The organism is Flavobacteriales bacterium, assembly GCA_026129465.1.
Taxonomy (GTDB): domain Bacteria; phylum Bacteroidota; class Bacteroidia; order Flavobacteriales_F; family PHOS-HE28; genus PHOS-HE28.
Window position 1 is genome coordinate 1806236 of record JAHCIA010000001.1, and the last position, 12359, is coordinate 1818594.

Genomic DNA, 12359 nt, shown 5'->3' on the forward strand with positions numbered 1-12359 from the left:
TTCGCGGCACGATGTCCTGGAATGACGAAGGGGGCCGAAGCCCCCTTGCATCCATGTCCGGGTCCCGATGTCAGGGGCGCAGGATGCGGGTCAGGATGTTGATGACGCCGGGCAACAGCGCGGCGGCCGGGGCGTAGGCGTTCACGCCGCGGTCCTCGGCCTGGGTGGCCTGCAGATCGCCGGAGCCGCCCTGGCGCTTCACCTGGCGTTTGATGTCGATGGCCGTGACACGGTACTGCCCACCGTGAAGCTTGTGTACCGCCTCGATCAGTTCGGCATCGCTCACCTGCTTGTCGTCGAACACCACAATGGCGTGATCGGCCGCATCGCCCTCATGGAAGTCGACCTCGGCGGACGTGACCCCCGGCAGCTTGGCCAGCGTCCTCTGGATGGAATTGGCGCACATCATGGCGCAGCTCATGCCTTCGATCAGCAGGTTGGCGGTGGCGACCGGTTCGCCACTCTGGATGGCCACCTCGGTCACAGTGCGCAGCACCTCACCTGCCTGGGCCTCGTCGCCCTGGCCACGGTGGCCGATGCCACAGGCGGCGAAGAGCAGTATCGCGGTCAGGGTCGCAAGAGGGGCGCGGGCGGTCATGGCGGTGGGGCTTTGACGGTGATGGGACGAACTCACCAACGCGGAGGTTACAAAGTTATTCCCCGAAAGGTTCGCCGTACACCACCGCCCATGTTATTCCCGAACCTTCCATCCTCGCCGATCGCCGAAATTGCCGGTCCTTCGCATTCCCATGCGCATCGCCGTCAACACCCGCCTGCTGCTGCCCGACAAGCTGGAGGGGATCGGCTGGTTCACGCACGAGACCCTTTCGCGCATCACGCGGGCGCATCCGGAGCACAGGTTCTTCTTCCTTTTCGACAGGCCCTGCGACAAGCGCTTCATCTATGGGCCCAACGTGGAGCCTGTGGTCATGGGTCCGCCCACCCGCCACCCCCTGCTCTACCGGCTTTGGTTCAACCACCTGCTACACCGTCGTTTGAAGGCCCTGAAGGCGGATGCCTTCATCAGTCCGGACGGCTTCCTGGCTTTGCGAAGCGGTGTTCCATCCCTGGCGGTGGTCCACGACCTCAACTTCGAGCATCACCCGGAGGACCTCCCGCGCGCCTACCGCGACTATTACCGCACCTGGTTCCCGCGCTTCGCCCGGCACGCCACGCGCATCGCCACCGTGAGCGAATTCAGCCGCCGCGACATCGCCCAGCGCTACGAGGTGCCCACCGGACATATCGATGTGGTGTACAACGGTGTGGGCGAAGCTTTCCGGCCCTTGGAAGCGACGGAGCGACAGCAGGCGCGCGCGGCCTTCGCCCAGGGCGATGACTATTTCATCTGCGTGGGGTCCCTGCACCCCCGGAAGAACATCGCGCGGTTGCTGCTGGCCTTCGATGCGCTGGTGCGCACGCGCCCCGGCCCCCTGCGGCTGGTGATCGTGGGCGAACGCTTCTGGTGGGACGACCGCATGGAGCAGGCCTGGCGCCGTGTGGAGCACCAGGACCGTGTGCACTTCACCGGCCGGCTGGAACAGCAGCGGCTTCGCCAAGCTTTGGGCGGTTCGCTGGGCCTGGCATTCGTAAGCTACTTCGAGGGCTTCGGGATCCCGATGGCCGAGGCCATGCGCTGCGGCGTGCCCGTGGTGGCCGCCGAGACCACCGCCCTGCCCGAAGTGGCCGGCGATGCCGCGCATTATTGCGATCCCTTCAGCGTGGCGGACATCACCCGCGCCCTCTACGAGGTGTGGAGCGATGCGGCCTTGCGGGAAAGACTGCGCGAGGCGGGACTGAAGCGTGCCGCACGATACACCTGGGACAATGCGGCAGCGGCGCTGTGGAAGTCGTTCGAGCGCATGTGCGGTGATGCCGGACTACCGATCCGCTGAGCCACGAAAGCGCGTGTTGACGCTTTCTACCTTGGCCACATGCCAACACTCGCCGCCTACCACACCAAGGGCCTGTTGGAAGCCGGTCTGGACGAAGCGGGCCGGGGATGCCTGGCCGGCCCGGTGGTGGCCGCGGCCGTGATACTGCCGCCACGCGCGAGCCTTCCAGGCTTGGATGACAGCAAGAAGCTGAGCGCCACACAACGCGATCGCCTGCGCGCAATCATCGAACGCAAGGCCCTGGCCTGGGCCGTGGCGGCCGTGCCACCTTGGGAGATCGACGCGGTGAACATCCTGCAAGCCTCCTTCATCGCCATGCATCGCGCGGTGCAGCGACTGGAACGTGTACCCGAGCATCTGTTGGTGGACGGGAACCGGTTCCGGCCCTACCCCGGTGTGGCACACGCGTGCATCGTGAAGGGCGATGCGCGTTTCCGAAGCATCGCGGCCGCGAGCATATTGGCCAAGACGCACCGCGATGAACTGATGCTGGCCTTGCATGCGGCACACCCGGAGTATGGCTGGAACGTGAACAAGGGTTACCCCACGGCCGTGCACCGCGCCGCGATCGAGCGTTTCGGCCCCAGCGAACACCACCGGCGCAGCTTCCGCCTGCTGGCCGGGCCCACGCTGTTCACCAGCATCTGATCGCCGCAGCCTGTCCACAGCCGCGTGTGCGGAAGGACGCGCCGCAAGGGATGAAGGGCCGGTAACGCCCGGATACTTTTGGACTCCGCCATGCGCCGTCTTCCCGCTGTCATTCTGCTGCTCGCCTTGATCGGCGTGGCCACATGGACCCTCTGGACCTGGGAGCGAGGGACACAGCAGGGGGCCGACCCGTGGCGCGCGGTGCCGGAAAGGGCCGCCTTGGTCATCGTGGTGCCCGATGCCATGCGCACTTGGGACCGCTTCACGCACACCTCGCAGCTCTGGAGCGCCTTCGAAAGGATGCCCTCCGCGGCCGCCGTGGGCCGCGGCATGGCCCGCACTTGGGCCCGCATGGAGGCCGATGCCGGTCTGCGCGATGCGCTCCAGGGACAAGAGGCGCTGGTGGCGATCATGCGCCAGGGTGGCGGCAAGCTGGGTATCCTGTTCATCCTGGCCATGGATGAAAAGGGCCTTGGCGCATCCCGGGCAATGCAGGAATCCCTTGGCATGGACGCCACCTCCTGGGCGGCCCTGCTCAAAGGCGCGACCACTCTGGCCAGGCCGGACACCGCTCTTGCACCATGCGGCGCCCACCTGTTGGAAGGCTTGCTGTTACTGGCTTCCGATGGCGAGACCTTGGACGAGGCCCTGGCGCAATGGCGTGCACCCGCGTCGATCACGGCGCAGCCGGCGTTGGCCCAGGCGCTTTCCACCCTGGGCGCCGATGCCGACGCGCATGTTGTGGTGCACACCACACGTGCCGTGCGCCTGCTCCATGACGTGTGGCGCCCGGATGCGCTCGAGCACCTGGATGCTCCACCGGGATGGGCCGCGCTGGATCTGCGTGCCCGCGCCGATGCGTTCCTGCTCAGCGGGCTGCTGGTGCCGGAAGGTGAACATGCGATGCTGGCGGCCATGCGCACCCAGGGTACCGGGCGGCCCGCGCCATGGCGATCGCTGCCCGCCGAGACCCAGGTGCTGGAAACACAATGGATCAGCGATCCCATGCGCTGGGTGCGTGAACGCTGGAATGCCGACGAGGACGCCGAGGCCCTGCTCGGCTGGGTGCGCGGCCCCATGGCCATCGCCACCAGCGTGCAGGATGGTGTTGAAACGCGCTGGTTCTGGTTCGGCACGGACGATCCGATCCGCGCCAGTGAGGACCTCGATGGCCTTTGTGGGACCGCCTGCGACACCATGGGGTATCGCGGTGTCCGCATCGCCCAGCTGCCGCTTACAGCCCATGAACGCCTGCTTGGGCGCGCCTATGCCGACCTGGAAAAACCCTGGTGGACCGTACTGGGCGATGCGGTGATCCTCGCGGCAAGGCCGGATCCCTTGCGCCGTGCGATCGACGTGTGGCTCGACGGGGGGGCGCTGTCGGAGGATGCGCGCCACAACGCCTGGGCCGCCAGGGTAGGCCAGGAAAGCGGGCATGCCTGGTGGATGGATGTGGCACGTGGACGGACCCTGCTACGCGATGGCCTGACCAAGGATGCGGCGGACAGCTTCGATGGTCTGGACAGCGTGTGGTCGCGCCTCGGTGGCATCAGCCTGCAGTTGTCCCCCGGTCAGAGAGGCTATCACCATGTCTTCGCCGGGCTGGGCCATGCGCCGCTGAAGGAGGCCGCCACCGGTGCGCTATGGAGCACTCCGATCGGTAAGCCCGTGGAGCGTGCGCCGGACATCCTGCGCAACCACGTGAACGGCACACGTGAAGTGCTGGTGCAGGACACGGGACACAGCATCCATCTGCTGGGCAGCAACGGCAAGGTGCTGTGGAGCCGCGCGCTCGATGGAGTGATCATGGGCGATGTGCACCAGGTGGACCGCTTCCGCAACGGCAAGCTGCAGATGCTGTTGAATACTGCGAACTCCGTGTACCTGATCGATCGCAACGGCAAGGACGTGGGGGGGTGGCCGGTGAAATTGAAACACCCTGCCACAGCGCCACTGGCCGTGTTCGACTACGATGGCACGCACGAATACCGCATCATGCTGCCCATCGCCGATGGAACGATGATGAACCTGGGACCCGACGGCGAAATGGTGAAGGGTTGGGAGCCACCGAAAATGGCCGCACCGGTGGGCATGACGCCACGCCACCTGCGCATTCGCAACAAGGACCACGTGGTGGTGGCCGACGCCAGCGGCAAAGTATGGGTGCTGGACCGGCGTGGATCGGAGCGGGAAAAGGTGGAACAGCGGATCGATGCGGGCGCGACAGTGCTGGGGCTTTCGCCCGGTCTGGACATCCGTTCCAGCACCATGCTCTGGCATGATGCGGCAGGAAGGCTGTGGCAAGGCACCTTGTCCGGCGAGCGCAAGCCCCTCCACGACGGCCCCGGTATGGCATGGCCGATGGAGGGCGGTTCCTCCATCGCACGCATCCATGCTGATACGCTGACGATCATCGTGGACGGGCGCGAGGCCATGTCCAGGAACCTCGGCCACGTGCTGCTTCCAGAGCCTGGGATGGTGGACCTTGGCCCGGGCAGGCGCTGGCTGGCGATCACATTGCCCGATGCCGGACAAGTGACGCTGCTCGATGAACTGGGCCGCGAGCCTGGGGGCTTCCCACTCCAGGGCCATGTGCCCCTGCGCATCGCGGACCTGGACCTTGACGGACAGCCGGAAGCCATCACCGTGACCCGCGACGGCATGGTCACCGCACATCGCGCACCCGGTCTCAGCAAGCCATAGCAAGCAACATGGCAGGCACCGATCGCCCCCTAGATTTGCGCCCTTCCTATCCGCCAGGGCCGGCGATCGGCCCGGCACGATGAAACAGACGCTCCTACGAACGGCGTTGCGCAGGGAAGTGGTCGGCCTGGCCCGCATCACGGCCATCTTCCTGACCTTCTTCCTCATCCTGCTCGAGTTCGGCTTCCAGCGTGATGCCGCACGGGACGTGCTCATCGACCAGCTCGCCTATGGCCTGGTCTGCTTCGCCGCCTTCGTCACGCTGGGCAGCCTCTTGCGCGCGAACCTTCGCGGCGATCCCCAACGCAAGGCTGAGGTCCTCTGGTTCGCCGGTGCGTTGGTCATGATCGCATCGCGCCCGCTGAACTACGCCATCTGGCCGGATGACCAACACTGGCCCTACCTGGTCTTCCTGCTGGTGTTCAGTTTCATCGAACTGAGCCGCCTGGAGATCGGGCGCAATACACGTCTCTTCAATCCGGCGCTGCTTTTCGCCGCCAGCTTCTTCATTCTCATCGCCATTGGTACCGCGCTGTTCATGCTGCCCAATTCATCCACCCGTCCATTGTCCATGGTGGATGCGCTGTTCACCGCCACCTCGGCGGTCTGCGTCACGGGTCTCTCCACCATCAACGTGTCCAAAGACCTTACCTACAGCGGACAGTGGGTGCTGCTCTTGCTCTTCCAGGTGGGCGGCCTGGGCGTGATGACCTTCACCAGTTTCTTCGCCTTCTTCTTCAAGGGGCGCACCTCCTTGGAGGAACAGCTGCGCATCCGCGACATCGCACAGACCACACTGGGCAGCGCGCGCGGCTTCATCATCCAGGTGATCCTCTTCACGCTGGGTGTGGAAGCGCTGGGTGCCGCGTTCTTCTATACCATGTTGCCTCCCGAAGCATTCCCCGACATCGGCGAGCGCATTTTCTTCGCCGTGTTCCATTCCGTGTCGGCCTTCAACAATGCGGGCTTCAGCACCTGGGAAGCAGGCATGTACACCGACTCGTTGCGCTTCAACTACCCGCTGCAATGGGTCATGGCCTTCCTCATCATCTTCGGTGGGCTGGGCTTCGGCATCATCTTCAACTTCAGCCGATACGTGCGCTTTTGGATCGTGGAACGCATCAAGCGCCTGTTCACCGGCAAGCCCTGCCAGCGTTTTCCGCGTGTGGTCACTATCAGCAGCCGTCTCGTGCTCATCACCACTGCGGCCCTGCTCATCCTGGGCACGCTCACCTTCCTGGTGGGCGAGTGGAACCGCACCCTGGCCGACCACCCCACCTGGTTCGGCCGCTTCACCGTGTCCTTCTTCACCAGCGCCGCCTCGCGCACGGCCGGCTTCAACGTGATCGACTGGAGCGTGGTGAGCATCCCGGTGGTCATGCTCACCCTGCTGATGATGTACATCGGTGGTTCGCCGGGCAGCACGGCCGGTGGCATCAAGACCACCACTTTCGCCATCGCCACGCTCAACATCTTCGCCACGGCGCGCGGGCGACGGCGCATCGAGTTCATGGGGCGGGAGATCAGCAACCTCACCGTGCGGCGCGCCTTCGCCACCATTGTGCTCTCACTGGTCTTCCTCGGTCTTTCGGTGAGCATCGTGGCCTCACTGGAACCGGATCTTGCCCTGCTGCCGATCGCCTATGAGTGCTTCAGCGCCTTCAGCACCGTGGGGCAGAGCATGGGCATCACCGCTGAGTTGGGTGATACCACCCGCTTGGTGATGGTGGTGATCATGTACATCGGCCGTGTGAGCGCTCTTACTTTGTTGGTGGGCATCCTGCGGCAGGTCACCATCGCCAGCTACCGTTACCCCAAAGAGGACATCCAGATCAACTGACCCCACCATGAAGATCGCCGTATTCGGATTGGGCAATTTCGGCCGCTCGCTCTCCGTGAAGCTCACCCAGATGGGCCACGAGGTGATCGCCATAGACCATGACATGACCAAGGTGGAGGGCGTGAAGAGCGAGGTGAGCTACGCCGTGTGCCTGGAGAGCGACGACCCCGTGGCCATGAGCACCCTGCCGCTGAGTGATGTGGACGTGGCCGTGGTGGCCATCGGCGAGAACGAGGGCGCCAACATCATGACCACCGCCCTGCTGGTGAACCTGAAGGTGAAGCGCATCATCAGCCGCGCCATCACCCCGCTGCACGAGATGGTGCTCAACTCCATGGGCGTCACCGAGATCATGCACCCCGAGGAAAAGGCCGCCGAGGGCCTGGCGCGCAAGCTGAATTTGCGCCGTTTGGTGGACCAGTTCGAGCTGCCCGGCGGCTTCACCATCGCGGAGATCGTGGTGCCCGACCGTTTCGTGGGCAAACCGCTCAACGGCATCACGGAGCTCACCAAACGCCAGTTGGGCCTGGTGACCGTGCTGCGCAAGGAGAGTGAGAAGAGTTTCATGGGCCGCCGCTCCATCAAGCTGGGTGCCCTGGGGGTGATGGACCCCGACTTCGCCCCACAGAAGGGCGACATACTCGTGCTCTTCGGCACCAAGGATGAAGTGGCACGCTTCACCGGCGAGAACGATTGACGGGCGTCAGTTCAGGGGAAGGCCCGCATCATGAACTTGGCGGGCATGCCGAAGCCACGGGACATCAACACACGTGAGGATGTGCAGGCCTTGGTCATGGCCTTCTACGATTCAGCCCGGCCGGACAAGGAGATCGGTCACTTCTTCGTCGATGTGGACTGGGGTCACCACATCCCGCTCATCACCGCCTTCTGGTGCATGGTGATCCTGGGCGAACGCGACTACCAAGGCGACCCCATGACCGCCCATATGCGGCTGCACCAGCGCATGCCCATGCTGCCGGCGCATTTCGATCGATGGCTGGCCCTCTGGGAACGCACCGTGGATGACCTGTTCCAAGGGCCCAAGGCCGAGGAGGCCAAGCAGCGGGCGCGGAGCATCGCCGGAGTGATGGCGCACAGGGTGACGGGGCGGCAGGCCGGTTAGCGCTTCGGCTTGCGGAGGTGCACCTCCTGCCCGGCACTCAGGCGGGTGCCACGGTCCAGGCCGTTGTATCTGGCCAGCTTGTCCAGCTTCACGCCATACTCCTGACTCACGCTCCATAGGCTTTCGCCTTCGCGGGCGGTGTGGCTGGCGGCGGTCCTGGAGGCGTTGCGCTTGGGCTGCGTGTAGATGCGCTGGCCTTCGCTCAGCGCCGCTTCCTTGTCCAGGTCGTTCCAGCGGGCCAGCATGCCGTGGGTCATCTCCAGTTCGCGGGCGACGGAGCGGAACGTGTCACCCTGCTTGGCTCGCACGTATTTGATACGGCCCTCGAAGACCTCCACCGGCCTGCCGCCGCCGATGGTGACCGCGCCACCATCGATGGCCGGTCTGCGGCCCTGACGCTGTGGTGCGGGCTTGGGATCGCTGCGGCCGGGAGCCTTGTAGGCCACATCCACGCCTTGGTCCAGCTTGTGGAGCTCGTGCCGCTCAATGAGGTTGATGAGCTTGGAGGCGTAGCTGGGGTCGGTGGCGTAGCCCGCCCGCTTCAGCCCGTGCGCCCAGCCCTTGTAATCGGTGGAAGGCAGCTCGAACAAGGCCGAATAGCGCGGCCGTTGGAGGAACTTGGCGTGGTCCTCATAGCTCTGCTCGGCGTTCTTGTACTTGCGGAAGCACTCCCCCTTGGCGTCATCATCGTGGTAGGTCTTGCCACCGGTCCAGTCGCTGGTGCACTTGATGCCGAAGTGGTTGTTGGCATCGCGCGCCAGTTTGCTGTTGCCGTTGCCACTCTCCAGCAGCCCCTGGGCCAGGGTGATGCTGGCCGGGATGCCATGCTCCTTCATCTTGCGAACGGCCACCGCCTTCCATTGCTGGATGTATTCCTCGGCCGTGAAACGCTTCTCGTGCGGCGGGTCGCCTGCATGCACACCTCCGGCCAGGCCGAAACCCAGCCCCAGCAGGAGGGTTTTCAACATTTCCACAGACCCTGGCATACCGTGCGTTCTGGCCATGACCCGCAAACCTACCGGGGCTTCCAAGGGGTTCTCCACGATCCATCCACCAAGGATCCCACGGCCCTGTGTGAAAAGAACGTGCCGGGAGGCGGTACCGGCATGGGGTCCTTGGGAAACTTCGGGCCGCCTCCCGAACCCTTTGGTAGCCCGGGATGTTCCACGCGGTGGACAAGGAAGGGGAAGAAACCATGGATGGACAGGGTCTGCGTCAGCGGGCGGAACGCCTGCAACGGCTCGGGTTGGAGGAGGGCGACTACTATTTCAGCCCGGAAGGCTACCTGGTCTTCACCGAGCGATACCACCTGAAGCGGGGCTATTGCTGCCAGAGCGGTTGCCGGCATTGCCCCTATGGCTTCAAGGCCAAGCGGAAGCAGGGCTGACCGGCCTTGGCGCAGCAAGGGCGATCTTCGTGGCCCATCGCCTGCGGACGGCGATCCCCCGACCCATGACCACCGCCACTTCCCAAGACCTCGACCTTTTCCAGCGCACCATCCGCGAAGGCATCCCCGATGTCCTTCCGCCAGCGCAGGCGTTCGACCCCGGCGTGAGCCATGCGCCCAAACGCAAGGACATCCTCTCCGGTGAAGAGAAGAAGCTGGCCTTGCGCAATGCCCTTCGCTACTTCCATCAGAAGCACCATGCCGTGCTTGCCCCGGAATTCGCCGCCGAACTGAAGGAGCACGGCCGCATCTACATGTACCGCCTGCGACCGGAGCACCCGATGTACGCCCGGCCGATCGATCAGTACCCTGCTAAATGCTGGCAGGCGGCGGCCATCATGCTGATGGTCCAGAACAACCTGGATCCCGCCGTGGCCCAGCATCCCCACGAGTTGATCACCTACGGCGGCAATGGCGCGGTGTTGCAGAACTGGGCCCAGTACCGGCTGTGCATGAAGTACCTCTCGGAGATGACCGACGAGCAGACGCTGGTGGTGTACAGCGGCCACCCTTTGGGCCTCTTCCCCAGCCACCGCGACGCGCCGCGTGTGGTGGTGACCAATGGGATGATGATCCCCAACTACAGCAAGCCGGACGACTGGGAGCGATACAATGCCCTGGGCGTGACGCAGTATGGTCAAATGACCGCCGGCAGCTACATGTACATCGGTCCGCAGGGCATCGTGCATGGCACCACCATCACCGTGCTGAACGCCTGCCGCATGATCAAGGCATCACCCGGCACCACGGGCAAACTGTTCGTGACCGCCGGCCTTGGCGGCATGAGCGGTGCCCAGCCCAAGGCGGGCAACATCGCGGGGGTGGTCACCATCTGCGCGGAGGTGAATGCCACCGCTGCGCACAAGCGCCACAGCCAGGGCTGGGTGGATGAGGTGATCACGGACGTGGACGCGTGCATCGATGCCGCGCGTGCCTGGCAGGGGAAGGGCGAAGCACACAGCATCGCCTACCTCGGCAACATCGTGGACCTGTGGGAACGCCTCGCTGCGCGCGAGGTGCACGTGGACCTGGGCAGTGACCAGACCAGTTTGCACAACCCGTGGGCAGGCGGCTACTATCCCGTGGGCCTCAGCTACGAGGAGAGCAACGCACTCATGGTGAAGGATCCTGAAGCCTTCAAACAGCGGGTGCGGGAAAGCCTGAAGCGCCAAGTGGCGGCGATAAACACCCTCGCTGAGCGTGGCATGTACTTCTTCGACTACGGCAACGCCTTCCTGCTGGAGAGCAAGCGCGCGGGGGCGGACATCGGTGGAAGGCATGGCGAGGAGTTCCGTTACCCCAGCTATGTGGAGGATATCATGGGGCCGATGTGCTTCGACCACGGCTTCGGGCCCTTCCGTTGGGTGTGTACCAGTGGCGATCCGAAGGACCTGGCCACCAGCGACCGCATCGCGGGTGATGTGCTCCAGGACATGCTGAAAGCAGCGCCGCCCGAGATCGGCCAGCAGATCGCCGACAACCTGCACTGGATCCGCAGCGCGCAGGAGAACAGGCTGGTGGTGGGCAGCCAGGCGCGCATCCTCTATGCCGACAGCGAGGGCCGCATACGCATCGCGGAAGCCTTCAACGCGGCCATCAAGCGCGGTGAGATCGGCGCACCCATCGTATTGGGCCGCGACCACCACGATGTGAGCGGCACCGACAGTCCCTACCGCGAGACCGCCAACATCCGCGACGGCAGCCGCTTCACGGCCGACATGGCCGTGCACAACTTCGTGGGCGACGGTTTCCGCGGCGCCACCTGGGTCAGTCTGCACAATGGCGGCGGCGTGGGCTGGGGCGAAGTGATCAACGGCGGTTTCGGCCTGGTGCTCGACGGCAGCGCCGACAGCGAGCGCAGGCTGAGGAGCATGCTGCACTGGGACGTGAACAACGGCATCGCGCGCCGTGCCTGGGCCAGGAACCCCAATGCGGTATGGAGCATCGAGCAGGAGATGAAGCGCACGCCACTGCTGAAAGTGACCCTGCCCAACGAGGCGGACGATGGGCTGATCGACAGCGCGCTGGCCTGAACCGGAGAAAATTCCCGGCCATACCCGCCCGCCGCCGATCTTTCGCACATGGAACGCCTGGCCATCCTGGTGATGTGCATATCCTTGGGATGCGTGCATCATGAAGAGGACAAGGAAAGTGTGGAAATGAGGACCCCGGAGACACTTGTGGCGGAACCCGCCCCCGGACCGCTCAACGCGGTGATCGAGATCCCCGCAGGGACCGTGGAGAAGCGCGAGTACGATCCCGCGACCGGCACCTTCCCGATCTCGCACCGGAATGGCAAGCCCCGGCTGATCCGCTTCCTGCCCTACCCCGCCAACTACGGCTTCATCCCCGGAACCCTGATGGACGCTGACGATGGCGGCGACGGCGATGCGCTGGATGTCTTCGTACTGTGCGGCGCAGTGCCCGCCGGCACCGTGCTTGGGGTGGTGCCCATCGGCATCATCGAATTGCTGGACGCCGGCGAAAGGGACGACAAGCTGTTGGCCTTGCCGGCCGATCCATCCCTGCGGACGATCGATGCCGGCGACCTGGACCAATTGCCAGAAGGCGTGCAGGAGATCCTCGTGACCTGGTTGCTGAACTACGACCCGGAGGACGGCGCGGAACTGCTGGCTGTGAAGGGCAGAGCGGAAGCGCTCGCGGCCGTGGCGCGCTGGCGCACGAAGACGAACTGATCGCGGA

11 protein-coding genes are annotated in these 12359 nt (G+C 64.8%); 9 read left to right on the forward strand and 2 right to left on the reverse strand.

Annotation, left to right across the window (positions count from 1 at the left end; genetic code table 11):
• Positions 1-70: 70 nt before the first annotated feature.
• Positions 71-598, reverse strand: coding sequence for a heavy-metal-associated domain-containing protein (locus KIT10_07715; GenBank protein ID MCW5899144.1), 528 nt, complete (start codon positions 596-598; stop codon positions 71-73).
• Between the two features lie 151 nt (positions 599-749).
• Between KIT10_07715 and KIT10_07720 the strand changes: the two genes are divergently transcribed.
• The 6 genes from KIT10_07720 (at position 750) to KIT10_07745 (ending at position 8209) form a co-directional block, all read left to right on the forward strand.
• Positions 750-1895 (forward strand): glycosyltransferase family 4 protein, encoded by a 1146-nt coding sequence (locus KIT10_07720; protein MCW5899145.1) that lies wholly within the window; start codon positions 750-752, stop codon positions 1893-1895.
• A gap of 39 nt (positions 1896-1934) precedes the next feature.
• On the forward strand, positions 1935-2543 hold the full coding sequence (locus KIT10_07725) for a ribonuclease HII (protein ID MCW5899146.1): 609 nt from the start codon (positions 1935-1937) through the stop codon (positions 2541-2543).
• A 90-nt stretch (positions 2544-2633) separates the two neighbouring features.
• Positions 2634-5246, forward strand: a complete 2613-nt coding sequence (locus KIT10_07730; protein ID MCW5899147.1) for a hypothetical protein — start codon at positions 2634-2636, stop codon at positions 5244-5246.
• Between the two features lie 79 nt (positions 5247-5325).
• Positions 5326-7086 (forward strand): hypothetical protein, encoded by a 1761-nt coding sequence (locus tag KIT10_07735; protein MCW5899148.1) that lies wholly within the window; start codon positions 5326-5328, stop codon positions 7084-7086.
• A gap of 7 nt (positions 7087-7093) precedes the next feature.
• The gene (locus tag KIT10_07740) at positions 7094-7783 is read left to right on the forward strand and encodes a TrkA family potassium uptake protein (GenBank protein ID MCW5899149.1); all 690 of its coding nucleotides are present in this window, start codon (positions 7094-7096) and stop codon (positions 7781-7783) included.
• 45 nt (positions 7784-7828) lie between these two features.
• The gene (locus KIT10_07745; GenBank protein MCW5899150.1) at positions 7829-8209 is read left to right on the forward strand and encodes a group III truncated hemoglobin; all 381 of its coding nucleotides are present in this window, start codon (positions 7829-7831) and stop codon (positions 8207-8209) included.
• Here the strand turns inward: KIT10_07745 and KIT10_07750 are convergent.
• Positions 8206-9213, reverse strand: coding sequence for a glucosaminidase domain-containing protein (locus KIT10_07750; protein MCW5899151.1), 1008 nt, complete (start codon positions 9211-9213; stop codon positions 8206-8208). The genes KIT10_07745 and KIT10_07750 overlap by 4 nt on opposite strands.
• A gap of 191 nt (positions 9214-9404) precedes the next feature.
• Here KIT10_07750 and KIT10_07755 point away from each other — a divergent pair, with 191 nt between their 5' ends.
• The 3 genes from KIT10_07755 (at position 9405) to KIT10_07765 (ending at position 12352) form a co-directional block, all read left to right on the forward strand.
• On the forward strand, positions 9405-9596 hold the full coding sequence (locus tag KIT10_07755; GenBank protein ID MCW5899152.1) for a hypothetical protein: 192 nt from the start codon (positions 9405-9407) through the stop codon (positions 9594-9596).
• Between the two features lie 65 nt (positions 9597-9661).
• The gene (locus tag KIT10_07760) at positions 9662-11689 is read left to right on the forward strand and encodes a urocanate hydratase (GenBank protein MCW5899153.1); all 2028 of its coding nucleotides are present in this window, start codon (positions 9662-9664) and stop codon (positions 11687-11689) included.
• A 48-nt stretch (positions 11690-11737) separates the two neighbouring features.
• Positions 11738-12352 (forward strand): inorganic diphosphatase, encoded by a 615-nt coding sequence (locus tag KIT10_07765; protein ID MCW5899154.1) that lies wholly within the window; start codon positions 11738-11740, stop codon positions 12350-12352.
• Positions 12353-12359: the final 7 nt, after the last annotated feature.